General features: G+C 62.3%; 26 protein-coding genes. 10 read left to right on the plus strand and 16 right to left on the minus strand.

What is annotated here, in order from left to right; translation table 11 throughout:
* Window positions 1–179 precede the first annotated feature (179 nt).
* Entirely contained in the window at window positions 180–1379 is a 1200-nt protein-coding gene (gene tyrS / locus APH33_RS11145) for a tyrosine--tRNA ligase (protein ID WP_054885187.1), read from the minus strand.
* Between the two features lie 215 nt (window positions 1380–1594).
* Between tyrS and APH33_RS11150 the strand changes: the two genes are divergently transcribed.
* On the plus strand, window positions 1595–3013 hold the full coding sequence (locus APH33_RS11150; RefSeq protein WP_054885188.1) for a peptidoglycan DD-metalloendopeptidase family protein: 1419 nt from the start codon (window positions 1595–1597) through the stop codon (window positions 3011–3013).
* A gap of 3 nt (window positions 3014–3016) precedes the next feature.
* Window positions 3017–4108, plus strand: a complete 1092-nt coding sequence (locus tag APH33_RS11155; protein ID WP_054885189.1) for an anhydro-N-acetylmuramic acid kinase — start codon at window positions 3017–3019, stop codon at window positions 4106–4108.
* 58 nt (window positions 4109–4166) lie between these two features.
* Here APH33_RS11155 and erpA read toward each other — a convergent pair whose 3' ends face one another.
* Both erpA and argC read right to left on the minus strand, forming a co-directional pair.
* The gene (gene erpA / locus APH33_RS11160; protein ID WP_015268740.1) at window positions 4167–4517 is read right to left on the minus strand and encodes an iron-sulfur cluster insertion protein ErpA; all 351 of its coding nucleotides are present in this window, start codon (window positions 4515–4517) and stop codon (window positions 4167–4169) included.
* 146 nt (window positions 4518–4663) lie between these two features.
* Window positions 4664–5698: an N-acetyl-gamma-glutamyl-phosphate reductase gene (gene argC, locus APH33_RS11165; protein ID WP_054885190.1), complete on the minus strand. Its 1035-nt coding sequence runs from the start codon at window positions 5696–5698 to the stop codon at window positions 4664–4666.
* Window positions 5699–5840: 142 nt separating this feature from the next.
* Here argC and hemJ point away from each other — a divergent pair, with 142 nt between their 5' ends.
* From hemJ to APH33_RS11195, 6 genes are all read left to right on the plus strand, one after another.
* Window positions 5841–6266, plus strand: a complete 426-nt coding sequence (gene hemJ, locus APH33_RS11170; RefSeq protein ID WP_054885191.1) for a protoporphyrinogen oxidase HemJ — start codon at window positions 5841–5843, stop codon at window positions 6264–6266.
* 23 nt (window positions 6267–6289) lie between these two features.
* Window positions 6290–7246, plus strand: coding sequence for a nitronate monooxygenase family protein (locus APH33_RS11175; protein ID WP_054885192.1), 957 nt, complete (start codon window positions 6290–6292; stop codon window positions 7244–7246).
* A gap of 67 nt (window positions 7247–7313) precedes the next feature.
* Entirely contained in the window at window positions 7314–8096 is a 783-nt protein-coding gene (locus APH33_RS11180; RefSeq protein WP_054885193.1) for an SDR family oxidoreductase, read from the plus strand.
* Between the two features lie 63 nt (window positions 8097–8159).
* The gene (locus APH33_RS11185) at window positions 8160–8498 is read left to right on the plus strand and encodes a histidine triad nucleotide-binding protein (protein ID WP_054885194.1); all 339 of its coding nucleotides are present in this window, start codon (window positions 8160–8162) and stop codon (window positions 8496–8498) included.
* A 66-nt stretch (window positions 8499–8564) separates the two neighbouring features.
* The gene (gene coq7, locus APH33_RS11190) at window positions 8565–9212 is read left to right on the plus strand and encodes a 2-polyprenyl-3-methyl-6-methoxy-1,4-benzoquinone monooxygenase (protein WP_054885195.1); all 648 of its coding nucleotides are present in this window, start codon (window positions 8565–8567) and stop codon (window positions 9210–9212) included.
* 13 nt (window positions 9213–9225) lie between these two features.
* Window positions 9226–10266, plus strand: coding sequence for a hypothetical protein (locus APH33_RS11195; RefSeq protein WP_054885196.1), 1041 nt, complete (start codon window positions 9226–9228; stop codon window positions 10264–10266).
* A gap of 42 nt (window positions 10267–10308) precedes the next feature.
* Here the strand turns inward: APH33_RS11195 and APH33_RS11200 are convergent, their stop codons facing one another.
* A complete protein-coding gene (locus tag APH33_RS11200) occupies window positions 10309–10731 on the minus strand; it encodes an OsmC family protein (protein ID WP_054885197.1) in 423 nt (140 codons plus the stop codon).
* A 189-nt stretch (window positions 10732–10920) separates the two neighbouring features.
* Here APH33_RS11200 and crp point away from each other — a divergent pair, with 189 nt between their 5' ends.
* Window positions 10921–11565: a cAMP-activated global transcriptional regulator CRP gene (gene crp, locus APH33_RS11205; RefSeq protein WP_054885258.1), complete on the plus strand. Its 645-nt coding sequence runs from the start codon at window positions 10921–10923 to the stop codon at window positions 11563–11565.
* Here the strand turns inward: crp and APH33_RS11210 are convergent.
* The 4 genes from APH33_RS11210 to APH33_RS11225 all read right to left on the minus strand — a co-directional run bounded on the left by APH33_RS11210 (window position 11562) and on the right by APH33_RS11225 (window position 14814).
* Window positions 11562–12266, minus strand: coding sequence for a lipoate--protein ligase family protein (locus tag APH33_RS11210; RefSeq protein ID WP_054885198.1), 705 nt, complete (start codon window positions 12264–12266; stop codon window positions 11562–11564). The two genes, crp and APH33_RS11210, sit on opposite strands and share 4 nt — an antisense overlap.
* A gap of 65 nt (window positions 12267–12331) precedes the next feature.
* Complete coding sequence (trpC, locus tag APH33_RS11215) at window positions 12332–13165, minus strand: indole-3-glycerol phosphate synthase TrpC (RefSeq protein ID WP_054885199.1); 834 nt, start codon at window positions 13163–13165, stop codon at window positions 12332–12334.
* Window positions 13162–14211: an anthranilate phosphoribosyltransferase gene (gene trpD / locus APH33_RS11220; protein WP_054885200.1), complete on the minus strand. Its 1050-nt coding sequence runs from the start codon at window positions 14209–14211 to the stop codon at window positions 13162–13164. Before trpD ends, trpC begins: the two co-directional genes overlap by 4 nt.
* Window positions 14212–14220: 9 nt before the next feature.
* The gene (locus APH33_RS11225; RefSeq protein ID WP_054885201.1) at window positions 14221–14814 is read right to left on the minus strand and encodes an aminodeoxychorismate/anthranilate synthase component II; all 594 of its coding nucleotides are present in this window, start codon (window positions 14812–14814) and stop codon (window positions 14221–14223) included.
* Between the two features lie 374 nt (window positions 14815–15188).
* Here APH33_RS11225 and estP point away from each other — a divergent pair, with 374 nt between their 5' ends.
* Window positions 15189–17069: an esterase EstP gene (gene estP, locus APH33_RS11230; RefSeq protein ID WP_054885202.1), complete on the plus strand. Its 1881-nt coding sequence runs from the start codon at window positions 15189–15191 to the stop codon at window positions 17067–17069.
* A gap of 131 nt (window positions 17070–17200) precedes the next feature.
* On the opposite strand, the gene trpE is transcribed toward estP, so the two are convergent.
* From trpE to APH33_RS11270, 8 genes are all read right to left on the minus strand, one after another.
* On the minus strand, window positions 17201–18682 hold the full coding sequence (gene trpE, locus APH33_RS11235; protein ID WP_054885203.1) for an anthranilate synthase component I: 1482 nt from the start codon (window positions 18680–18682) through the stop codon (window positions 17201–17203).
* A gap of 70 nt (window positions 18683–18752) precedes the next feature.
* Window positions 18753–19571: a phosphoglycolate phosphatase gene (locus APH33_RS11240; protein WP_054885204.1), complete on the minus strand. Its 819-nt coding sequence runs from the start codon at window positions 19569–19571 to the stop codon at window positions 18753–18755.
* Entirely contained in the window at window positions 19568–20242 is a 675-nt protein-coding gene (gene rpe, locus APH33_RS11245; RefSeq protein ID WP_027917448.1) for a ribulose-phosphate 3-epimerase, read from the minus strand. The genes APH33_RS11240 and rpe overlap by 4 nt, the downstream gene beginning before the upstream one ends.
* Before the next feature lie 176 nt (window positions 20243–20418).
* Entirely contained in the window at window positions 20419–21246 is an 828-nt protein-coding gene (locus APH33_RS11250; RefSeq protein WP_054885205.1) for an ABC transporter permease, read from the minus strand.
* A gap of 11 nt (window positions 21247–21257) precedes the next feature.
* Window positions 21258–22505, minus strand: coding sequence for an ABC transporter permease (locus APH33_RS11255; RefSeq protein ID WP_054885206.1), 1248 nt, complete (start codon window positions 22503–22505; stop codon window positions 21258–21260).
* Between the two features lie 60 nt (window positions 22506–22565).
* Window positions 22566–23600 (minus strand): ABC transporter substrate-binding protein, encoded by a 1035-nt coding sequence (locus APH33_RS11260; RefSeq protein WP_054885207.1) that lies wholly within the window; start codon window positions 23598–23600, stop codon window positions 22566–22568.
* A 40-nt stretch (window positions 23601–23640) separates the two neighbouring features.
* A complete protein-coding gene (locus tag APH33_RS11265; protein WP_054885208.1) occupies window positions 23641–24765 on the minus strand; it encodes an ABC transporter ATP-binding protein in 1125 nt (374 codons plus the stop codon).
* Between the two features lie 294 nt (window positions 24766–25059).
* On the minus strand, window positions 25060–25689 hold the full coding sequence (locus APH33_RS11270) for a response regulator transcription factor (RefSeq protein WP_054885209.1): 630 nt from the start codon (window positions 25687–25689) through the stop codon (window positions 25060–25062).
* Between the last annotated feature and the right edge of the window lie 4 nt (window positions 25690–25693).

A 25693-nucleotide genomic window follows, 5' to 3' on the forward strand; every position in this document is an offset into this window, starting at 1 on the left:
ACCTAACTCATTGAATTTCAAGGAGTTTGTCGTTCCGATGTCGCTGGAAGTGGGGCGCATTATAAGGGGATTCGAAAGCGCGTCAATCTTTAATTTCAAGAAAACTTTAATATCGCTGAAAAACAAAGCGGGGAGGCCTGTCGGCCTCCCCGCTTCTATATAGCTACACCACTAGGCGATCACTCAGCCTTGAGGGTAACCCGGCCAAACGACTTCTTACCCGCCTGGCACACATGGGTCGCGCCGAGGGCAAACATGAAGTCCTTGTCGACCACCGCGCCATCGACCTTTACCGCTCCACCACTGAGCAGGTCACGCGCTTGCGCCGAGTTCTTCACCAGGCCCGCACGGTTCAGCACGGCAGCGATTGGCAAGGCTTCAGCTGCAGCCACTTCAATCTCTGGCAGATCCTCAGGCAGCTCGCCTTCTTTCATGCGGTTACCCGCAGCGCGGTGAGCATTGGCCGCAGCCTCTTCACCATGGAAGCGCGCAACGATCTCTTCGGCCAGCTTGATCTTGATATCACGCGGATTCGCACCGTTGGCAACGTCGGCGCGGAACTGATCGATCTCTTCCATCGAGCGGAAGCTCAGCAGCTCGAAGTAACGCCACATCAGGGTGTCCGGGATCGACACCAGCTTGCTGTACATCACACCCGGCGCTTCCTGGATGCCAACATAGTTACCCAGCGACTTGGACATCTTCTTCACGCCATCAAGCCCTTCGAGCAATGGCATGGTCACGATGTTCTGTGCCTCCTGCCCATAGGAACGCTGCAACTCGCGCCCCATCAGCAGGTTGAACTTCTGGTCTGTACCACCCAGCTCCACATCTGCCTTCAGCGCCACGGAATCGTAGCCCTGCACCAGCGGGTAGAGGAACTCGTGGATCGCAATCGGCTGATTGGTGGTGTAACGCTTGTCGAAGTCGTCACGCTCGAGCATGCGCGCAACGGTGTACTGCGATGCCAGGCGAATGAAGTCGGCTGGCGTCAGCTTGTCCATCCAGGTGGAGTTGAACGCGACCTCGGTCTTTGCCGGATCGAGAATCTTGAACACTTGCTGCTTATAGGTCTCGGCGTTGTCCAGCACCTGCTCGCGGGTCAGCGGCGGACGGGTGGCGCTCTTGCCGCTCGGATCACCGATCATGCCAGTGAAGTCACCGATCAGGAAGATGACCTGATGCCCCAGCTCCTGGAACTGGCGCAGCTTGTTGATCAGCACCGTGTGCCCCAGGTGCAGGTCAGGCGCAGTCGGGTCGAAGCCTGCCTTGATACGCAGAGGCTGGCCACGCTTGAGCTTCTCGACCAGTTCCGACTCGACCAATACCTCTTCCGCACCGCGCTTGATAAGCGCCAGCTGCTCTTCAACCGACTTCATAGACAGACCCGCAAGGCTCAGATTCAAAGGGAGCCAACCATACAAGATCGGCCATCAATTACAAGTTTCGAAATGAAATGTGACCCGACCGACGCGTCACGGCGTCTACGCGCCCTTGCGCGAAAGCGGATTTGGTTATATTTTATACAGTTATTTCATCTTCATCATGTCATTCATCTTTTCCATATTCATTTTTCTTCAAAGTCACCTTATCTATGACCAACGAAACGCCTAAAGCGCCCCCGCTTTATCCGAAAAGCCATCTGTTGGCCGCCAGCGGCATCGCCGCCCTGCTCAGCCTGGCACTGCTGGTATTTCCCTCCAGCGAGGTCGAAGCCAAAAAGACCACCCTCAGCCTGGAGCTGGAAAGCCCGGCCGAGCAGTTGAAGGACGAAGCCAGCAGCACGCCGCTGGTCCAGGCTCAAGGCGATCAGGGCTCCCCCTTCGCACAGATCGACGGCGCCGAAACCAGCACCGGGCAGGCAGCACAAGAAGCGCCGGCCACCGAGAAAACGCCTGAGGCCAAGGAGCCAGGTCACCGCGAAGTGACCGTATCCCGTGGCGACACCCTGTCCACCCTGTTCGCCAAGGTGGGTCTACCGGCCAATGCCGTGCACGACCTGCTGGCCAGCAACAAGCAAGCCAAGCAGTTCAGTCAGCTGAAGCATGGCCAGGTGCTGCAGTTCGAACTCGACAAGGACGGCCAACTGGCCAGCCTGCACAGCAAGGTCAGCAACCTCGAAACCATCCGCTTGACCAAGACCGCCAAGGGCTACACCTTCGATCGCGAGATCAGCAAGCCGGTGGTCCGCACCGCTTACGCCCATGGCGTGATCAAAAGCTCGCTGTCGGCATCCGCCCAGCGCGCCGGACTTTCCCACAGCATGACCATGGACATGGCCAAGGTCTTGGGCTACGACATCGACTTCGCCCAGGATATCCGCCCGGGCGACGAGTTCGACGTGGTCTACGAGCAAAAGGTCATGGACGGCAAGGTGGTCGGCACCGGCAACATCCTGTCCGCACGCTTCACCAACCGCGGCAAGACCTACACCGCCGTGCGCTACACCAACAAGCAGGGCAACACCAGCTACTACACCGCTGACGGCAACAGCCTGCGCAAGGCTTTCATCCGCACCCCGGTCGACTTCGCCCGCATCAGCTCGCGCTTTTCCGCCGGCCGCAAGCACCCGATCCTGAACAAGATTCGCGCGCACAAGGGTGTGGACTATGCGGCCCCACGTGGCACGCCGATCAAGGCAGCCGGTGATGGCCGCATCGAACTGGCTGGCCGCCGCGGCGGTTACGGCAACACCGTGATCATTGCCCACGGCAACAGCTACAAAACTCTTTACGGTCACATGCAGGGCTTCGCCAAGGGCATCAAGACCGGCAGTAACGTGAAGCAGGGCCAGATCATTGGTTACATCGGTACTACCGGCCTGTCGACCGGCCCGCACCTGCACTACGAGTTTCAGGTAAACGGCGTGCACGTCGACCCGCTGAGCCAGAAGGTGCCGATGGCTGATCCGATCGCCAAGAACGAACGCCAGCGCTTCATGCAACAGAGCCAACCATTGATCGCCCGCATGGACCAGGAAAAGGCCACCATGCTCGCGGCCAACAAGCGCTGACCCATGGCGCTTTATCTGGGGGTGATGTCCGGTACCAGCCTTGATGGCCTGGATATCGCCCTGGTCGATCAGGGCGAGCAGCTTCAGTTGCTCGCCACTCATTACCTGCCCATGCCGACCGACCTGCGCCAGCAACTGCTCAGCCTCTGCAGCAGCGGCCCTGACGAGATTGCCCGCGCCGCGCTGGCAGAGAACCACTGGGCCAGCCTGGCAGGTGAAGGCATACGGCAGTTGCTCGACAAGCAAGGGCTGCCGGCCGAGGCCATCCGCGCCATCGGCAGCCATGGCCAGACCATCCGCCATGAGCCGGCTCGCGGCTTCACCGTGCAGATCGGCAACCCGGCGCTGCTCGCCGAGCTTACCGGTATCAGCGTGGTCGCCGACTTTCGCCGCCGCGATGTTGCTGCAGGAGGCCAGGGCGCCCCGTTGGTGCCGGCCTTCCATGAAACCCTGTTTGGCCACCTCGGCCAACGCCTGGCGGTCCTCAATGTGGGTGGTTTCAGCAACCTGAGCCTGATCGAAGAGGCCAGGCCCGTGCATGGCTTCGACTGCGGGCCCGGCAACGTGCTGCTGGACGCCTGGATCGAGCGCAAGCGTGGTCAGGCTTATGACGCGGATGGCGCCTGGGCGGCCAGCGGCATCGTGCAGGGCGATCTGCTCAGCCGCCTGCTGAGTGACCCGTTCTTCGCCGGCACCGGTCCGAAGAGCACCGGCCGAGAAGTGTTCAACCTGCCATGGCTGGATGCCCACCTGGCGAGTCTACCGAGCTACCGTGAAGAAGATGTCCAGGCCACCCTGCTGGAGCTGACTGCGCGCGGCATCGTCGAATCGTTGCAAAACGCCCAGCATGGCACCGAAGCACTGCTGGTCTGCGGCGGCGGCGCTCGCAATGGCGCCCTGATGAATCGGCTTGCCGAACTGCTGCCCAAGGCCCGGGTAACCAGCACCGGTGCCCATGGCGTGGATCCGGACTGGGTCGAGGCCATGGCCTTTGCCTGGCTCGCCCACTGTTGCCTCGAGGGCATTGCCGCCAATCGCCCTAGTGTGACAGCGGCCAAAGGGTTACGCGTACTCGGCGCGATCTACCCCGCCTGACCCCTAGCCACAAAGCAAAACGCCGCGCAATAGCGCGGCGTTTTCGTACAGCCTTGGCTCAGATCGAGAACGAAGAACCGCAACCGCAGGTGGTCGCAGCATTCGGGTTCTTGATCACGAAGCGCGAACCTTCCAGGCCTTCCTGATAGTCCACTTCGGCACCGGCGAGATACTGGAAGCTCATTGGGTCGACCACCAGCGAAACGCCTTCACGCTCGACAATGGTGTCGTCTTCAGCCACGTCCTCATCGAAGGTGAAGCCGTACTGGAAGCCCGAGCAGCCGCCACCGGTGACGAACACGCGCAGCTTGAGGCGGTCATTGCCTTCTTCGGAAACCAGGTTCTTCACCTTTTGCGCGGCGCCGTGGGTGAATTCCAAAGCCGTAGGGGTGAAGGTTTCGACGCTCATGTTGATTCTCCCGGCGCGGTAGCCGCCATAAAACTCGATGACGCGCATTATCCGCTTCTCCGAGAAAATTGGTCAAGAATTGTGCGGCTTTAGTCGCGACAAACAAAAAGGCCCGCACTGGGCGGGCCTGTTCCATCAGCGAGCGCTTACGGCAGCAGGCCGGCATGGGAAAGGCCCATGCGCTCGTCCAGGCCGAACAGGATGTTGAGGTTCTGCACCGCCTGGCCCGAAGCTCCTTTGACCAGGTTGTCGATTACCGACAGCACCACCACCAGATCCCCCCCCTGCGGGCGATGAACGGCGATACGGCAGACGTTGGCTCCGCGCACGCTGCGGGTTTCCGGGTGGCTGCCGGCCGGCATCACGTCGACGAACGGCTCATCGGCGTAACGCTTTTCGAACAGCGCCTGCAGGTCGATCGACTTGTCGGCGACGGTCGCATAAAGGGTGGCGTGGATGCCACGGATCATCGGAGTCAGGTGCGGCACGAAGGTCAGCCCGATGTCCCTGCCAGCGGCCAGGCGCAGGCCCTGGCTGATTTCAGGCAGGTGACGGTGGCCCTTGACCGCGTAGGCCTTCATGCTTTCGCCTGCCTCACAGAACAGCGACCCCACCGCTGCACCACGGCCAGCGCCGCTGACGCCCGACTTGCAGTCGGCAATGAGGCGCGAGGGGTCGGCCAGGCCAGCTTCGAGCAGAGGCAGGAAGCCCAGCTGGGTAGCGGTCGGGTAGCAACCCGGCACGGCAATCAGGCGTGCCTGGCGGATTTTTTCACGGTTGACCTCAGGCAAGCCGTAGACGGCGTCCTTGAGCAGCTCTGCAGCGCCATGTGGCTGGCCATACCATTTGCCCCACTCGGCTGCATCCTGCAGGCGGAAGTCGGCGGACAGGTCGATCACCTTGGTCCCGGCAGCCAACAGTTCGCCAGCCAGGGCATGGGCGACCCCGTGCGGCGTGGCGAAGAACACCACGTCGCAGGCGGCCAAGGTTTTGCTGTCCGGCACGCTGAAAGCCAGGCCGTCATAGTGGCCGCGCAGGTTCGGATACATGTCGGCGACCGCCACGCCCGCTTCGGAGCGCGAAGTGATGACCGCCACTTCGGCCTGAGGATGCTGTGCCAGCAGACGCAACAGTTCGACGCCGGTGTAACCCGTGCCGCCGACGATACCGACCTTGATCATAACGCTTGCCCCTTATCAACGAGCCGTCTGGAAAGCGCACGATGATAGGGGGGCAAAGCGGCTGTAACAACTCTTGGGGTGCCCCTTCGAGCGCTTGGGCTCTACTATCTGACGACCGTGATTACCTGAAGGAACTCCCTCCATGCTTTACCTATGGATCAAGGCGCTGCATATCGTCAGCGTGGTCTGCTGGTTCGCCGGCCTGTTCTACCTGCCCAGGCTGTTCGTTTACCACGCCCAGAGTCAGGACAGCATCAGCCAGGAACGCTTCGTTACCATGGAGCGCAAGCTGTACCGCGGCATCATGAACCCGGCAATGATCGCCACTTACGTGTTTGGCGCCTGGATGCTCTACCTGACACCCGGATGGCTGAGCCAGGGCTGGCTGCATGCCAAGCTCACCCTGGTGATTCTGCTGACCGGCTACCATCACATCTGTGGTGCCCAGCGCAAACGCTTCGCCGCTGGCAACAATACCCGCAGCCACGTCTACTACCGCTGGTTCAACGAGGTGCCCGTACTGTTCCTGCTGGGCATCGTGATTCTGGTGGTGGTCAAACCGTTCTGACATGACACGATGGAGCCTGATCCATGACCCTGCCCGCTTCGCTTGAACAACGCCTGCGCTTGCCTGTGGTGGCAGCGCCGATGTTCCTGATTTCCAACCCCGAGCTGGTACTGGCCTGCTGTGGCAGTGGCGTGGTCGGCAGTTTCCCGGCGTTGAACCAACGTGACAGCACCGGTTTCAAGGCCTGGCTGGAAGAAATCGAGGCGGGATTGGATCAGTTGCAGGCGCCAGCACCCTATGCGGTGAACCTGATCGTCCACCCGACCAACCCGAGGTTACAGGCTGACCTCGCACTGTGCGTCGAGCACCGCGTACCCATTGTCATCACAAGCCTCGGCGCCGTGAAGGAAGTGGTGGATGCAGTGCACGGCTACGGCGGCCTGGTGTTCCACGACGTCACCACCCGCCGTCACGCCGAGAAAGCCGCCGAAGCTGGCGTCGACGGTCTGATCGCCGTTGCAGCCGGCGCCGGTGGCCATGCAGGTACCTGGAGCCCATTCGCGCTGGCGGCCGAAATCCGCCAGTTCTTCGACAAGACCCTGCTGCTGGCCGGCTGCATCAACCACGGTCACGAGATTCTCGCTGCACAGTTGCTCGGTGCCGACCTGGCCTACATGGGCACGCGTTTCATTGCCACCCACGAAAGCCATGCCCAGGCAGCCTATAAGCAGATGCTCCTTGAGGCCCAAGCCGCAGACATCATCCACACGCCTGCCGTCTCCGGCATCCCGGCCAGCTTCCTGCGCCCCAGCCTTGAACAGGCCGGGTATGACATGGCGGCACTGAAATCCGGGCACGAGCAAGGCAAGCTCAAGCCGATCGACGATGAAGCCAAGGCCTGGAAGACCGTCTGGTCGGCCGGCCAGGGCGTCGGCGAAATCCATGACTTGCCTGCAGCCGCCACACTGATCGAGCGCCTGCACAACGAGTACCGCGCCGCCTTGGCGCGCTTCCAGGCGTTGCGCGACAAGGCCCTCTAGCAAAAGGCAACAACTCGCGCGGCCAGGCTGTACACTAGGCGCCCTCTTCAGCCCCCAGGAGCCTTGCATGACCCGTTACGCCATGATTACCGGAGCTTCCAGCGGCCTGGGCCTGGCCCTGGCGGAAGCACTGGCACGGCGCGGGCGCAACCTGATCCTGGTGGCACGCCATCGAGAAACGCTGGAGCCGATAGCGCTCGAACTGGCCCAGCGCTTCGGCGTCGAAGTGCTGCTACGCGCCTGTGACCTCAGCCAACCCCTGCGGCTGTCCGGTTTCGTGCTGGAACTGGAAGAAGGCGAGCGACGCATCGACCTGCTGGCCAACTGCGCCGGCCAGCGGACCTATGGCCCGTTCCTGGCCCACGAGTGGGCCGACGAACAGGACTTGCTGGAGGTCAACATCCTTGCCCTGAGCCGACTGTGCCACGCCATTGGCAACCTGATGGCGGTGCAAGGTGGCGGGCAGATCCTCAACGTCGCTGGGCTGGCCGCTGTGGCACCGGGGCCGGGCATGGCCACCTATGCCGCCAGCAAAGCCTATGTGATGCACTTCAGCGAAGCGCTGCGCGAAGAGCTCAAGCCTGCTGGCATCAAGGTATCGGTACTTTGCCCCGGCCCGGTACGCTCGTCGCGCCGGCGCATCCCCCGGCTTGAAGGCAACAGCCGTTGCCTGAGCCCTGAAGAAGTGGCGTTGTACACGGTGCGCGCATTGGCGAAAAATCGCGCAGTGATCATGCCGGTACGCCGTAATCGCTGGCTGGCCTTCGCTCCGCGCCTGCTGCCGCGCTGGTTGACACGCAAGCTGGCCGGCTTCATCCATCGCCGTTACTGCCCGGTTGGCATGGAATAGCCACTGGGCGAGTGACGCCCGGCTGAGTACACTCGGCCCGACACTCACCATGGAGCAAGTGCTGTGGAAGATCTATTCATCAAGATCATCAACCGGGAGATCCCGGCGAAGATCATTTACGAGGACGACCAGGTTCTGGCGTTCCATGACATCGCGCCGCAGGCGCCGGTGCATTTTCTGGTCATCCCGAAGAAGCACATCCGCACCCTCAATGACCTGACCGAAGAGGACAAGGGCCTGGCCGGCCACATCCTGTTTACCGCCCAGCGCCTGGCCAAGGAACTGGGCTGCGAGGATGGCTTCCGCGTGGTCATGAACTGTAACGAGCAAGGCGGCCAGACCGTCTATCACATCCACATGCACGTGCTTGGCCAGCGCCAGATGCACTGGCCGCCGGGCTGACCCAAGGCAAGCTCCTCCTGAGCGATTGAGGTAAACTGTCGGGCATCACTTCAGCGGAGGTGCCCGATGGCTACCGAACGTCACTACTCGCCGCTCGACCGCTTGTTGCTGCAGGCCGATACCGCCATGCGCACCTTGCTGCCCTTCAGCGGCCAACCCTCCCGCCCGTCGCCGGCGATCATCCAGCCTGATGCGGAACTGGATGACAACCAGACCCGCCACATCGCCGGGCTGATGCGCATCAACCATACCGGCGAAGTCTGCGCCCAGGCGTTGTATCAGGGCCAGGCCCTGACCGCCAAGCTGCCGCAAGTGCGCAAGGCCATGGAACATGCTGCCGAAGAGGAAGTCGACCACCTGGCCTGGTGCGAACAACGTATCCGTCAGCTGGGCAGCCACCCGAGCGTGCTCAACCCACTGTTCTACGGCATGTCATTCGGCATTGGCGCTCTCGCCGGCCTGGTCAGCGACAAAGTCAGCCTGGGTTTCGTCGCAGCTACCGAGCATCAGGTCTGCAAACACCTGGACGAACACCTGGAACAGCTGCCGCAGGAAGACGAGAAATCCCGCGCCATTCTCCAACAGATGCGCGTGGATGAAGAGCAGCACGCCGAGTCTGCCCTTGAAGCTGGCGGCTACCGCTTCCCGATGCCGGTGCGTTTCGGCATGAGCCTGCTGGCCAAGGTCATGACCAAAAGTACCTACCGCATCTGACAAGGACACACGCATGAGGGACCGTATCGACGCCAAGGACCTGGCGCGCGCCGTGCAAGCCGGCATTCTGCAGCCTGGCCAAGACCAGGCCTTGCTGGCTTTCCTGCGCCAGCAAACGCCAGCCCAGGGCAATTTCCAGCTTGCCCATGTCGCCTTTTACTTCGGCGCGCTGCTGATCATGGGGGCAATGGGCTGGCTGCTCACCGAAGCCTGGATGACAATGGGTGACGGAGCCTTGCTGGCCATCGCCACGCTTTATGTCGTTGTCCTCACCTCGTTCGCCCTCAACCTGCAGGGGCGCAAGCAACCGGTTGCCGCCGGGGTACTGGCCGCCGTCGCGGTCAGTATCGTGCCGTTGGTCGTGTTCGCCATCGAGCGCCTGACGGGTTGGTGGCCACTGGATGATGCACAGGCGGACTATCACCAGTACTACACCTACGTGCAGGGCGGCTGGCTGCTGATGGAGGTCGCCACCGTGGTTGCCGGGCTGCTAATGCTGCGCCTGGTTCCCTACCCCTTCGTGGTGATGCCGATCGCCGTGGCCCTGTGGTTCATGTCGATGGACCTGAGCGAATGGGTGTACGGCTCGCCCTTCTCCTGGGAACAGCGGCGCACGGTGTCACTGTGGTTCGGGCTCGGCTTGCTCCTGGTATTCCTGATCGTAGATGGGCGTACCCGCGAGGACTATGCCCACTGGGGCTATCTGGCTGGCCTGGCGGCATTCTGGGGCGGGCTGACGATGATGGAAAGCGACAGTGAACTGGGCAAGGCTCTGTATTGCCTGATCAACCTGGCCTTGATGGGTGCTGCGGTGTTGTTGCGCCGGCCGGTGTTCATGGTGTTCGGCGCGCTGGGGGTAGCAGCTTATCTGGGTTATCTGTCTTACGACGTGTTTGCCGAATCGCTGCTGTTCCCGCTGGTGCTGAGCTTCATCGGGCTGGGGGTGATCGGCTTGGGGTTGGGGTATCAAAAGCGGCGGGAGCAGTTGAGCCGGGCGGTCAGAAGCAGTTTGCCGGCATGGTTGCTGAGAGCCTTCCCGGCCCTGCGTGACTGACTGCGGCTCGCCGGGGCCGCTGCTCGGCCCCGATCGTCGGACTCAGCCCAGCTCTACGATTTCATAGCCATGGGTGATTTCAACACCGGCACGTTCGAGCATGATCGACGCCGAGCAGTACTTCTCAGCCGACAGCTCCACCGCACGCTTGACCTGAGCCTCTTTCAGCCCTCGCCCTTTGACCACGAAGTTCATGTGGATCTTGGTGAACACCTTCGGGTCTTCACTGGCACGCTCGGCTTCCAGGAACGTTTCGCAGCTTTCCACCGCCTGGCGCGACTTCTTCAGGATGCTCACCACGTCGAAGCTGCTGCAGCCTCCAAGGCCGAGCAGGAGCATTTCCATCGGGCGCACGCCCAGGTTGCGGCCGCCCGCCTCGGGCGGGCCGTCCATTACCACCACGTGGCCGCTCCCCGACTCACCGAGGAACATCGCTTCACCGGCCCACTGGATGCGTGCCTTCATCTGTCCGTACTCCTGGATTCGCAAAAGGGTGTCAGCTTAAGCCTTGTATGCCTGTCGGAAAAGCTCAATGCGAGTCGCTTTAGTGGCAAAACTTCAAGCGCTGTCTGATAAGCTGGCGCCAATTGACTGGCGCGTCGCGTCAGACAAGGTCTAGAAGAGCCTATGCCTCGCCTCGAACAGGATTTCGTGATGGTTGCCTCAGCCCTACCCGCCAAGATCAAGAACATCGACAAACTGCTGGTTCATTGCCAGCGCCGCCGCTACACCGCCAAAAGCAATATCATCTGCGCAGGCGACCGTGCCGAAACGCTGTCGTTCATCATCAAGGGCTCGGTCACCATCCTGATCGAAGACGACGAAGGTCACGAGATGATCATCGCCTACCTCAACAATGGCGACTTCTTTGGCGAGCTGGGGCTATTCGAACCGGCAGGCGGCGAGCAACAGCGCAGCGCCTGGGTACGTGCCAAGACCGAGTGCGAAGTGGCAGAGATCAGCTACGACAAGTTCCGCGAACTGGCCCGCCAGGACCCGGAGATTCTCTACGCCCTGGGTAGCCAGATGGCCCAGCGCCTGCGCAACACCACGCGCAAGGTCGGCGACCTGGCCTTCTTCGACGTTACCGGCCGCGTGGCCCGTTGCCTGCTCGACCTGTGCAAGCAACCTGATGCCATGACCCACCCGGACGGCATGCAGATCAAGATCACCCGTCAGGAAATCGGTCGAATCGTCGGTTGCTCACGGGAAATGGTCGGCCGCGTCCTCAAAGACCTCGAAGAACGCAGCCTGGTACAGGTCAAGGGCAAGACCATGGTGGTCTACGGCACTCGTTAATCCTTGGGCAGCGCCGCCAGCACGTCGCGGTAGGCCAGGGACAGGCGCTCGAACCAGGGCGCCTCAGGCGCCACTTCGTGCAGGGCGATATGGCTGTCGGCGCGACAGCGTTGCTCCAGGTCGCAGCACTCATTGAAGCGGTTGACCGCCGCGACCATCGACTCGCGCTCGTTGTCCAGCAGCAGCGCGCCATGCACCAGCACCACCGGGCGTTTGCCACCCAGGCCCTGGCGCCAGCGCTGGGCCGTACCGACCAGTTTGCGGCCATTGAGGTTGACGTTGTAACGACCATCGCAGAAGGCACCATCGATTTCACCCACCGAAGCGACGCCGCCCCACTCGCGCAGCACATCGCACAATGGCAGGCACAGGCGTTCGTAGGCGCTTTCGATTCGGCCATGATCGCCTTCGCTACGCGGGGCCACGTAGACCAGTGCAACGTTCACCGTCGCGTGCGACTGCGGCACCGGCTCACCACCGGTTTCACGCAGCAGGACCGGCCAGCCGGCAATTGCCAGCTCCGAGCAGGCGGCTTCGAAGTTGTCCAGGCGGCTCATGCGGCGTGGCATGACCAGGGCGTGATCGGTGGGGCGCCAGAACAGCACGCCGCAATCGCGCTCGCCACGGCAGACGGCAGCGAGTAGCTCCTGCTCGGCATGCAGGCCCTGCTCGACGGTTAGGGCCAGGGGTTGATCGGTCATTGATCCACCTTTCATATTGTTTTTGCGGGCATGAAAAAGCCGGCATCAAGCCGGCTTTGTTTCGATCAGTCCAGAGGCTGAACAGTCTTCTTCACCTGATCCGGGAAGAACAACCGCTGCAGCTCCAGCCCCGGATGCGGTGCGCGCATGAACGCCTCACCGACCAGGAACGAGTAGACCTCGTTGATCTCCATCAGCTCGACATCGGCACGGTTGAGAATTCCGCTCTCGGTAATCGCCAGACGCTCTCGTGGAATGCGTGGCAGCAGGTCGAGGGTGGTTTCCAGGCTGACTTCGAAGGTGTGCAGGTTACGGTTGTTCACCCCCACCAGCGGCGTATCGAGGGTCTTCAGCGCACGCTCCAGCTCATCGCCATCATGCACCTCGACCAGCACGTCGAGGCCGACATCCTTGGCCACCGAAGCCAGCTCCGCCATCTTCACATCATCCAGCGCCGACACGATCAACAGCACGCAGTCGGCACCCAGGGCACGGGCCTCGAAGATCTGGTACGGGTCGACCATGAAGTCCTTGCGGATCACCGGCAGCGAAACAGCCGCGCGGGCCTGCTGCAGGTACTCGTCTGCGCCCTGAAAGTAATCCACATCGGTCAGCACCGACAGGCAGGTCGCCCCGCCTTTCTCGTAGCTGACGGCGATGTCCGCCGGCACGAAGTTCTCGCGGATCACGCCTTTGCTTGGCGAAGCCTTCTTGATTTCGGCGATTACCGCCGGCTGCTTTCGCTTGGCCTGCTCGATCAGCGCATTGGCAAAGCCACGCGGGGCATCAGCTGCCTTGGCCAGGCGCTCCAGTTCGGCAAGGCTGACGCGCGCGCTGCGCTCGGCCACTTCCTGGAACTTGCGGGCGATGATCTTTTCCAGCACCGTCGGCACACTCATGCTTCGTTCTCCACCTTGAATACTGCAGTAAAGGCGCCCAGTTCCTGCAGTTTCTCCCAGGCCAGCCCGGTGTGCAGTACGTCGTGGGCCAGTTCCACGCCAGCCTTCAGGCTCATGGCATGGTCAGCGGCATACAGTGCCGCGCCAGCATTGAGCACGATCATTTCAGCGGCCTTCTGGCCGTTTTCGGTCTTGCGCCGGCCCAGGGCATCGCGGATCAGCTCCAGCGAGGCCTGCGGCGTCTCGACAGCCAAGCCATGCAGGCTCTGGCTCTTCATGCCTAGGTCTTCGGGTTCGACCCAATACTCTGTGATCTCGTCATTCTTCAGCTCGGCGACGAAGGTTGGCGCAGCCAGGCTGAACTCGTCCAGGCCATCCTTCGAGTGCACCACCAGCACATGCTTGCTGCCCAGCCGCTGCAGGACCTCGGCCAACGGGCGGCATAGCGCCTGGGTGAACACACCGACCACCTGGTGCTTCACACCGGCCGGATTCGTAAGCGGGCCGAGCATGTTGAACAGGGTACGCAGCCCCAGATCGCGACGCGGGCCAGCGGCATGTTTCATGGCACTGTGATGGCTCTGGGCGAACATGAAACCGATGCCCAAGCTGTCAATGCAGCGAGCGACCTGGGTCGGAGTCAGGTTCAGGTAGATACCGGCGGCTTCCAGCAGGTCGGCGCTGCCGCTCTTGCCCGACACGGCACGGTTGCCATGCTTGGCCACGCTGCAGCCGGCAGCGGCGAGGACAAACGCGGACGCGGTGGAAACGTTGAAGATGTTGGCGCCATCACCGCCGGTACCGACGATATCCACCACGCCATCGAGGCTTTTCAGTTCGACTTTGTCAGCCAGCTCGCGCATCACCGAGACCGCACCGACGATCTCGTCAATGCTCTCGCTCTTCATGCGCATGCCCATCAGGAAGGCGCCGATCTGCGCCTCGCTGCATTGGCCGGTCATGATCTGGCGCATGACGTCACGCATTTCATCGGTGCTGAGGTCCAGGTGACCGACGATGCGGCCCAACGCGCTCTTGATATCCATGATCAATCCTTAGCGGCGGCCGCCGGTCTGCTTGAGGAAGTTGGCGAACAGCTCGTGGCCCTGCTCGGTGAGGATGGACTCGGGGTGGAACTGTACCCCTTCAATGTTCAAGGTCTTGTGGCGCAGGCCCATGATCTCGTCGACCGAACCGTCTTCATGGGCAGTCCAGGCGGTGACCTCCAGGCAATCCGGCAGGGTTTCGCGCTTGACCACCAGGGAGTGGTAGCGGGTTACCGTGAGCGGGTTGTTGAGCTCGGCGAACACGCCGAGGTCGCGGTGGTGCACCGGGCTGGTCTTGCCATGCATGACCTGACGGGCACGCACCACATCACCGCCGAAGGCCTGGCCGATGGACTGGTGGCCCAGACATACGCCGAGGATCGGCAGCTTGCCGGCAAAATGCAGGATGGCTTCGATGGACACGCCTGCTTCGCTCGGCGTGCACGGGCCTGGGGAAACAACGATGCGCTCGGGGTTGAGGGCTTCGATCTCGGCGATGGTCATTTCATCATTGCGAATGACCTTGACCTCGGCACCCAGCTCGCCAAGGTACTGAACAACGTTGTAAGTGAATGAGTCGTAATTGTCGATCATCAGTAACATCGGGCTAAACCTCTTGAATCTACTGACTTCAAAAAACGAACCTTCCTACACCACCGCAGGCACGGTTTGGCCACGAAGGGCAGTCGCTAAACGGACAGGAAGGTAAACGGGGACGGGCCGGACTGGCCGGCAGGAGATAAAGTCAGGCGCGCCAACGCCAACGGGCATGGGCCTTGATTACGCGCATCAAGAGTTTGCTGACGATCAACACAGGATAGGTCTCGCTCATACTTGCAGGCACAGTAGCCTACCGGGGCGGCTGGCGCAATATGCCCGTAAACACGGGGAAACGAATGGACTTGGGAGGGATGCAAAGCGATTTGCTAAGGTCGAGCAGCTACTCCTCATAAAAACAATGAATAGGATGTTCAACGATGCGAAAAGCCCCCCTGGTACGGTTCACCCTCGCCTCGCTGGCCTTGGCCTGCAGCCAGGCCTTCGCCGCGCCTTCGCCCTACTCCACATTGATAGTTTTTGGCGACAGCCTCAGCGACGCCGGGCAGTTTGGTGGCGCACGCTTCACCAACCGCAATGCCAATGGCGACTACGCCCCGGTGTCGCCGATGATCCTGGGCGGTCGGCTGGGAGTGAACCCGACAGCGCTCGGCCCCTCCACCTCCCCCGTCAATCCGTTGCTGGGGATTGCCGATGGCAACAACTGGGCGGTCGGCGGCTACACCACCCAGCAGATCCTGAATTCGATCACCAGCACGTCCGAAACCATCATTCCGCCAGGTCGCCCTGGTGCCGGACTGGTTCTACGGGAAAAACCGGGCTACCTGGCCAACGGCCTGCGTGCCGACCCCAATGCGCTGTACTACCTGACCGGCGGCGGCAACGATTTCCTGCAGGGGCTGGTGAACAGCCCGGCCGATGCCATCGCCGCCGGCGGCCGTCTGGCCGCCAGTGCCCAGGCGCTGCAGCAGGGCGGGGCTCGCTACATCATGGTCTGGCTGCTGCCTGACCTCGGACAAACCCCAAACTTCAGCGGCACGCCCCAGCAAAACCCGCTGTCGCTGCTTTCCGGTGCATTCAACCAGTCGCTGCTCAGCCAACTGAGGCAGATCGATGCCGAAATCATCCCGCTGAACATTCCCGTGCTGCTGAGCGAGGCCCTGGCCAGCCCCAGTCAGTTCGGCCTGGCTATCGGCCAGAACCTGGTTGGCACCTGCTACAGCGGCGAAGGATGCTTGGGGAACCCGATATATGGCATAAATGGCACAACGCCAGATCCGACCAAACTGCTGTTCAATGACTCAGTACACCCAACCATTGCCGGCCAGCAACTGATTGCCGACTACGCCTATTCGATCATTTCTGCTCCCTGGGAGTTGACCCTGTTGCCGGAAATGGCTCACGCCAGCTTGCGTGCGCACCAGGACGAACTGCGCAATCAGTGGCAGTCACCCTGGCAGGCCGTCGGCCAATGGCAAGCTTTCGTCAGCACCGGTGGCCAGGACCTGGACTTCGATGACCAGCGCAGTGCTGCCAGCGCTGACGGACACGGCTACAACCTGACCTTGGGCGGCAGTTACCGTCTCAACGACGCCTGGCGCCTGGGCCTTGCCGGTGGTGTATACCGGCAGAAGCTGGAGGCCGGTGAACAGGACTCGGACTACAAGCTCGACAGCTACCTGGCCAGCGCCTTCGCCCAGTTCCGGCAGGACCGCTGGTGGGCCGATGCCGCGTTGAGCGCGGGTCGTCTGGACTACCACGACCTCAAGCGCACCTTCGCACTTGGCGTCAACGACCGTAGTGAAAAGGGTGACACCGATGGCGAGGCTTGGGCCGTGACTGCCCGGGTGGGCTACAACCTGGCGGCCGAAAGCAGCAGCTGGCAACTGGCACCTTTTATCAGTGCCGATCATGCGCGGGTAAAAGTCGATGGCTATGACGAAAAAAGCGGGCGATCGACTGCGCTGGGCTTTGATGATCAGGAGCGGACTTCGCGGCGCCTGGGCGTTGGGCTGCTAGGCAGCGTGCAGGTACTGCCGAGCACCCGGCTGGTTGCCGAGGTGGCGCATGAGCATGAGTTCGAGGATGACCAACAGGATGTGGCCTTGCACCTGACGACGTTGCCGGCCAATGACTTCACGCTGACCGGGTATACGCCGCACAGTGATTTGACCCGGGCGAGCCTGGGAGTGAGCCATGAACTGGTGGCGGGGGTGAACCTGCGCGGGAACTACAACTGGCGCAAAAGTGATGAGTTGACTCAGCAGGGTGTGAGTCTGGGCGTCAGCATCGACTTCTAAATCCTTGGGGCTGCTTTGCAGCCCTTCGCGGGCTTGCCCGCTCCCACAGGGATCGCACATGCTTCAAGACTTGCGCAATATCTGTGGGACCGGGCAAGCCCGCTAAGGGCCGCAAAGCGGCCCCAATCGATTTACTTGGCGGTAGTCTGCTCAGCCAGCGCCACGGCACGGAACATCGCCCGGCGCTTGTTGATGGTCTCTTCCCATTCCAGCGCCGGCACCGAGTCGGCAACGATGCCGCCACCTGCCTGCACATGCAGTTCGCCATCCTTGATCACCGCTGTACGGATGGCAATCGCGGTATCCATGTTGCCGTTCCAGGCGAAGTAGCCGACCGCACCACCGTAGACGCCACGCTTGACCGGCTCAAGCTCGTCGATGATCTCCATCGCACGGATCTTCGGTGCACCCGACAAGGTGCCCGCCGGCAGGATTGCCCGCAGCGCATCCATCGCGGTCAGGCCTTCACGCAGTTGGCCGGTGACGTTGGACACGATGTGCATCACGTTGGAGTAGCGCTCGATCACCATCTTCTCGGTCAGGCGCACGCTACCGGTGGACGAGACCCGACCCACGTCATTGCGGCCGAGGTCGATGAGCATCAGGTGCTCGGCGATCTCTTTCTCGTCCGACAGCAGGTCGTCTTCCAACGCCCGGTCCGCTTCTTCGGTAGCCCCACGCGGGCGGGTACCGGCGATCGGGCGTACGGTGACCAGGTTGTCCTCTACTCGCACCAGCACTTCCGGCGAACTGCCGACCACATGGAAGTCGCCGAAGTTGAAGAAGTACATGTACGGCGTCGGGTTGAAGCAGCGCAGCGCGCGGTACAGGTCGATGGGTGCAGCCTTGAAGTCGATCGACATGCGCTGCGACGGCACGACCTGCATGCAGTCACCGGCCAGGATGTATTCCTTGATACGGCCCACCGCGTTCTCATAGTCGTCCCGGGTGTAGCTGGAGCGGAACGCCGGTTCGGCAGCCATCGGGCCGCTCAAGTCCAGGCCGCGACGCGGGGTGATGGGCTGGCGCAGTGTTTCCAGCAGGTCTTGCAGGCGTGCCTGGCCTTGCTCGAAGGCCTGCTCTTGCGCCGGGTCAACCAGCACGATGGCGTGCATCTTGCCCGCCAGGTTGTCGAACACCACCACCGCGTCGGAAACCATCAGCAGGATGTCCGGCACGCCCAGCGGGTCTGGGTTCGGGCTGGCACCCAGGCGCTTCTCGACATAGCGCACGCAGTCATAGCCGAAGTAGCCGACCAGGCCACCGTTGAAACGCGGCAGGCCAGGGATGTCGGCGACCTTGTAGCGGTCCTTGAAGCTTTCGACAAAGGCCAGCGGGTCTTCGACGTCGTGGCTTTCCACCTCCACGCCATCCTGCAGGATGCTCACGCGGTAACCATGCACGCGCATGACGGTGCGCGACGGCAGGCCGATCATCGAGTAACGGCCCCACTTCTCACCGCCCTGCACGGACTCGAGCAGGTAGGAGTTGGCCTGGTCGGCCAGTTTCAGGTAGATCGACAGCGGCGTGTCGAAGTCGGCCAGGGTTTCACAGGCCAAAGGGATGCGGTTGTAGCCGGTAGCGGCCAGGCGCAGGAATTCTTCGCGGGTCATGGGTAGCCTCGTGGCAAGCAGCAATAGGGTCGGGCAAGCGGACGGGCCGGCAGGCGCCGGCAGGCATGAGTCAGGCGCGCCAGCGCCAACGGGCCAGGGCCTTGATGACTTTCATCCAGAATTTGCCAGTGACCGCCACGGTGGACTCTCTGTCTTGGGAGGCTTGAAGGTCCGCCAACGTTATCCCAGTGGCCGGGTCTGCGCAACCAGGCAGCAGAGCGCGCAGGTTGTCGACCACCAGGCTGGGCGATTCCTCGGTGATTGGCCGGCCATGGTTGTAGCCATAGGTGAGACCCACACATTGCACCCCGGCTGCTTTGGCCGCCAGCACATCGCTGCGCGAATCGCCGACGAACAGCGACTGCTGCGGGCTGACACCGGCCATCTGCATGACGAACAGCAGCGCCGCCGGGTCGGGCTTTTTCTGCGGCAAGGTATCGCCACCGATGATCCAGCGGAAGTAGCGGCCGATCTTCATCTGGTCCAGCAACGGTGCGACAAAGCGCTCCGGCTTGTTGGTGATCAGCGCCATTTCCACGCCCCGCTTCTGCAGCCAGCGCAGGGTGTCTTTCACGCCGGGGTAGAGCACAGTGAGCTCATGGTGTTCGGCGTATGCGTCCATGAACAGCGCCAGCCCCTTTTCGGCCAGCGCATCGTCCACCTCTTCATGCTCGATGCCACCGGCCAGCGCGCGGCGCACCAGTATCTGGGCGCCGTTGCCAACCCAGTGGCGCACCGCCTCAAGACCCGCTGGCGGGCGCCCCAGTTCGAGCAGCATGCGATCCACGGCGGCGGCCAGGTCGGGGACCGAGTCGATCAGCGTACCGTCCAGATCGAACATCACCAGCCTGGGCAGCGTCCCCGGGAACAGCTGCTCGAAGCCACTCATGGGCGGGCCTGGGCCAGTTCGGCACGCATCTTGGCGATGACTTCCTGGTAGTCAGGGGCGTTGAAGATCGCCGAGCCGGCTACGAAGGTATCAGCGCCAGCGGCGGCGATTTCGCGAATGTTGTTGACGTTGACGCCGCCGTCGATCTCCAGGCGGATGTCGCGGCCGCTGGCATCGATCAGCGCACGCGCTTCGCGCAGCTTGTCGAGAGTGCCAGGGATGAACTTCTGCCCGCCGAAGCCTGGGTTGACGCTCATCAGCAAGACCATGTCGACTTTGTCCATCACGTACTTCAGGGCATCCAGGCTGGTGGCCGGGTTGAACACCAGGCCGGCCTTGCAGCCGCCGTCCTTGATCAGTTGCAGCGAGCGGTCGATGTGCTGCGACGCTTCCGGGTGGAAGGTGATGTAGGTGGCGCCGGCCTCGATGAAGTCGCCGATGATGCGGTCGACCGGGCTGACCATCAGGTGCACGTCGATCGGCGCGGTCACGCCGTATTTGCGCAGCGCGGTGCAGACCATCGGGCCGATGGTCAGGTTGGGTACGTAGTGGTTGTCCATGACATCGAAGTGGACGATGTCGGCACCCGCAGCCAGAACCTTGTCGACGTCCTCGCCCAGACGGGCGAAATCGGCAGAGAGAATGGAGGGGGCAATAGCGTAGGGCTGCATGGCGCACCTGTTGGCAGAATCACGGTGGCGCGCATTGTAACTCAGGGAAGTCTATCAGGGCTGATTAGCATCAACCTGTACCGGCCTCTTCGCGGCTAAAGCCGCTCCCACAGGGTTCGCATACCTCCTGTGGGAGCGGCTTTAGCCGCGAAGAGGCCGGTACAGACAATGCATCATCAGGCAGGTTGTTGAGTCCTGAGCTTCTCGCTACGCCCACGCAACCACTCCAGGGTCAGCAACAAGACCACCGAGAAGGCAATCAACAGCGTCGCCGCAGCTGCAATGGTCGGGCTGAGGTTCTCGCGAATGCCGCTGAACATCTGCCGCGGCAGGGTCGCCTGCTCCGGTCCGGCGAGGAACAGCGTCACCACCACTTCGTCGAACGACGTGGCAAAGGCGAACAGTGCCCCCGAGATCACCCCGGGGGCGATCAGCGGCAAGGTCACCCGACGGAAGGTCAACAACGGCGAGGCGCCGAGGCTGGCAGCCGCACGCACCAGGTTGTAGTTGAAGCCCTGCAAGGTCGCCGACACGGTGATGATGACGAACGGCACGCCCAGCACTGCGTGCACCAGGATCAGCGAGGTGAAACTGTTGCCCATGCCCAGCGGGGCGAAGAACAGGTAGCTGGCCACGCCGATGATCACCACCGGTACCACCATCGGCGAAATCACCAGCGCCATCACCAGCGATTTGCCCGGGAAATCGCCACGGGTCAGGCCGATCGACGCCAGGGTGCCAAACACCATGGCCAGTACCGTGGCCGCTGGCGCGACGATGATGCTGTTCTTCAATGCCCGCATCCACTCGGCGGAGGCAAAGAAGTCGTGGTACCACTGCAGCGAAAAGCCTTGCAGTGGATAGACCAGGAAACTGCCGCTATTGAACGACAGCGGCACGATCACCAGCACCGGCAACACCAGGAACAGCAGGATCAGACCGCAGAGGATGCGCAGGGTGTAGAACCAGACCCGTTCGACGGGCGACATGTAGGGGCTCAGCATCTCAAGGCTCCTCAGCTCAGGCGCAGGCGGCTGGCGCCGACCAGCCAGCTATAGATCAGGTACAGCAGCACGGTCGCCAGCAGCAGCAAGCCACCCAGGGCAGTGGCCATGCCCCAGTTGATGCTGGTGTTGGTATAGAAGGCGACGAAGTAGCTGACCATCTGGTCGTTCGGGCTGCCGAGCAGCGCCGGGGTGATGTAGTAGCCAATGGCCAGGATGAATACCAGCAGGCAACCGGCGCCTACCCCGGCGTAGGTCTGCGGGAAGTACACCCGCCAGAAGCTGGCAAACGGGTGGCAGCCCAGCGAAATCGCCGCACGCATGTAGCTCGGCGAAATACCTTTCATCACGCTGTACAGCGGCAGGATCATGAATGGCAGCAGGATGTGCACCATCGAGATGTACACGCCAGTGCGGTTGAACACCAGTTCCAGTGGCTGGTCGATGATGCCCATCGCCATCAGCGCACTGTTGATCAAACCGCCGGACTGCAGCAGCACGATCCACGCAGCGACCCGTACCAGGATCGAGGTCCAGAACGGCAGCAGCACCAGGATCATCAGCAGGTTGCTCTGCCGGGTCGGCAGGTTGGCCAGCAGGTAGGCCAGTGGATAGGCCAGTACCAGGCAGATGGCGGTGATCACCACACCCATCCACAGGGTGCGGGCAAAGATATCCAGGTAGATGGCCTGGTCGGGGGTGGCTTTGGCCAGCTCGCCAAGGTCATCGATGCGGTGGTCGAGCGACGCCAGCAGGTAGAACGAGGTCAGCGAGCTGGTATTGCGGCGAATCGCCTGCCAGTAGGCCGGGTCGCCCCAACGCTCGTCGACTGCCTGCAAGGCATCCTTGTATGAGGCAGGCTCGGCCTTGAACGGCAGCGCCCGTGCGGTTTTGGCCAGCAGGCTGCGGTAGCCGGCCAGCTCCATGTTCAGGCGCTTGGAGAGGTCGCCCAGGGTCTGGTTCTTGCGCGACTCGGCCAAATCTTGGCTCAGCGCCTTGTAGACGTCTTCGCCGGGCAGGCTCTTGCCGTCCCACTGGCTGATCAGCTCGACCGTGCGCGGCAGGCCGCCGACCACTTCCGGGTTGCCGACGCTCTTGTACAGCAGCGCCGCGATCGGCACCAGGAACACCAGCAGGAGAAACAGCGCCAGCGGCGCTATCAACGCCTGCGCCTTCCAGCGGTTGACCCGCTCGGCATGCTTGAGGCGCTGCTTGAGACTTGGACCTGCGCCTTCGTTGAGGGGCACTGCAATGGCCATGGCGAACTCCGCGATACAGGCTGAAATTGGGGCCGCAGCGCGGCCCCGCTTCCCGGTTTCTTACTTCTTCGCCGCCCAGGCGTTGAAGCGTTGCTCCAGCTGCTCGCTGTTGTCGGCCCAGAAGGCCACGTCGATCTGCACCTGGTTGGCGATGTTCTCAGGCGTGGTCGGCATGTCTTTCTTCACCGCATCGGCCAGCAGCGGGACGGCCTTGGAGTTGGCCGGGCCGTAGGCGATGTTCTCGGAGTAGGTCTTCTGCTGCTCGGGCTGCACGGTGTAGGCGATGAACTTCTTCGCCTCCTCCACATCCTTGGCGCCTTTCGGGATCGCCCAGGCGTCGAAGTCGTAGATGCCGCCGTTCCACACCACCTTGAGGTTGCTCTCTTTCTGCACCGCAGCGATGCGGCCGTTATAGGCCGAGCTCATGACCACGTCACCCGAGGCCAGGTACTGTGGCGGCTGGGCGCCGGCTTCCCACCACTGGATGCTTGGCTTGAGCTCGTCGAGCTTCTTGAAGGCGCGATCCACGCCCTCCTTGGTGCCCAGCACCTGATACACGTCCTTCGGCGCAACACCGTCGGCCATAAGGGCGAACTCGAGGGTGTACTTGGCGCCTTTGCGCAGGCCACGCTTGCCCGGGAATTTCTTGGTGTCCCAGAAATCGGCCCAGCTGGTCGGTGCGGTCTTGAGCTTGTCGGCGTTGTAGGCCAGCACCGTGGACCAGACGAAGAAGCCCACGCCGCAAGGCTGGATGGCGCCCTTCACATAGTCGGATTCATTGCCGAACAGCGCCGGGTCGAGTTCTTCGAACATGCCCTCGTCGCAACCACGGGCCAACTCTGGCGACTCCACCTCCACCAGGTTCCACGACACGCTGTTGGTGTCGACCATGGCTTTGACCTTGGCCATTTCACCGTTGTACTCACCCGCGACGATCTTGCCCTTGCCGGCCTTCTCCCATGGCTCGTAGAACGCCTTGACCTGGGCAGCCTTGTTGGCACCGCCGAAGGAAACCACGGTCAGGTCCGCCGCCATGCTCTGGCCGGCGGCGCACAGGCCGAGAGCCAGGGCGGTCAGTTTCAACTGCTTGCGCATTATTATTTTCTCCACAGTACAGGGTTGGTGAAGCAATCGATCAGTGGGCTTCGGCAATCGGATCGAGCGCGCGGGCGTGCTCCACCTCCCAGCCCAGGGGTACCACATCGCCCACGGCCAACGCCGGGTCGAGCTCGGCGATCGGCTGTTTGACGAAGAAGTCGGCCTTGCCACAGACCTCCAGGCGCACCCGTACGTGGTCGCCCAGGTAGATGAACTCGGCCACGCGGCCAGAGAAGCGGTTGACGCAGCTTTCGCTGTGGCCGTTGAGGCGCACGCGCTCGGGGCGTACCGAAAGGGTCACCGGCTCGCCGGCCTGGCCGACATTCACCGCCAGCGCCTCGACCCGCTCGCCACGGGCCAGCTGCACTTGGCAACGCTTGCCATCGCTGGCCAGCAGGGTGCCGTTGATGCGGTTGTTCTCGCCGATGAAGTTGGCGACGAAGGTGTTGCAGGGTTCTTCATAAAGGGTGCGCGGGTCGGCGATCTGCTGGATTTCGCCCTGGTGGAACACCGCCACGCGATCGGACATGGTCAGTGCCTCACCCTGATCGTGGGTCACGTAGACCACGGTCACGCCCAGGCGCTGGTGAATGTGCTTGATCTCCATCTGCATGTGTTCACGCAGTTGCTTGTCGAGGGCACCCAGCGGTTCGTCCATCAATACCAGCTGTGGTTCGAACACCAGTGCCCGAGCCAATGCCACACGCTGCTGCTGACCGCCGGAAAGCTGGCCGGGGTAGCGCTTGGCGAAAGCATCGAGCTGGACCATGTTCAGCACCCGCTTGACCCGTTCGCTGATGTCGGTCTTGCTCAGGCCGCGCACGGTCAGCGGAAAGGCCAGGTTCTCGGCCACGGTCATGTGCGGGAACAGTGCGTAGTTCTGGAACACCATGCCGATGTCGCGCTTGTGCGGCGGCACGTTGTTGATCGAGCGCCCGGCCAGCTGGATTTCACCGGCGGTCGGGGTTTCGAAACCGGCCAGCATCATCAGGCTGGTGGTCTTGCCCGAGCCGGAGGGGCCGAGCAGGGTGAGAAATTCACCCTTGCGAATGTCCAGGTTGAGGTTTTTGACGATCAGCGATTCGCCGTCGTAGCTCTTCTGCACACCACGGAAGCTGACCAGCGTCTCGCTGGTGGCAGCGTTCGAATTCGCCTCGCTCATGCCTGCACCTTCTTGTTGGAATGACTGCGTAGGCAAAAGAGTAGAAGAGCCGCCAGCGCCCGGAAATCGGCGGTGCTGAGAGAATGTCCTCATCCGGCTGGAAGATTTGTTGTAGGGATTGCCCTACAAGAACGGCGCTTTCAGCACAGACATTAATCCCGGTGGGAGCGGGTTCACCCGCGAAGAGGCCAGCCCAGGCACCGTGCAAATGGCAGGCCTGACCCTTTCGCGGGTAACCCGCTCCCACAGGATTCGGCGCCGTACAGGCAATGGCAGCTGTCGCAATCAGAACAGTCAGACCAGCTTGTGCTCCATGGCGTACTTGACCAGCTCCGCCAGTGAATTGACCTTGAGCTTCTGCATCAGCCTGGCCTTGTGGGTGCTGATGGTCTTGCTCGACAGCGCCAGTTGCTGGGCGATGTCGTTGACGTTGGCGCCCTGGGCCAAGCGCTCGAACACCGAGAACTCGCGCTCTGACAACAGCGTGTGCAGTGGCCGGGTCTCAGTCAGGCCCACCTCGAAGACCATGCGGTCGGCCAGTGCCGGATCGATATAGCGCCCGCCGCCTGCAACCCGGCGAATCGCCGTGAGCAACAGGGCCGGGTCACTGTCCTTGGTCGCATAGCCAGCAGCGCCAGCTTTCAAGGCACGGGCCGCCATTTGCGCCTCATCGTGCATCGACAGCATCAGGATCGCCGGAGCATCGTGCAACGCGCGGATTCGCGGGATCGCCTCCAGGCCATTCACCCCCGGCATGGAAATATCCAGCAACACCACCTCGCAGGGTGTGTGGCGCAGGGTTTCGAGCAACTGCTCGCCGTTCCCGGCCTCCCCCGCCACCTGCATGTCTTTGGCCAGGCCAATCAACTGTTTGATGCCTTCGCGGACAATGGTGTGGTCTTCGGCCACCAGCACTCGAATCACGCTC

This window comes from Pseudomonas sp. NBRC 111130 (assembly GCF_001320485.1).
GTDB classification, from domain to species: domain Bacteria; phylum Pseudomonadota; class Gammaproteobacteria; order Pseudomonadales; family Pseudomonadaceae; genus Aquipseudomonas; species Aquipseudomonas vlassakiae.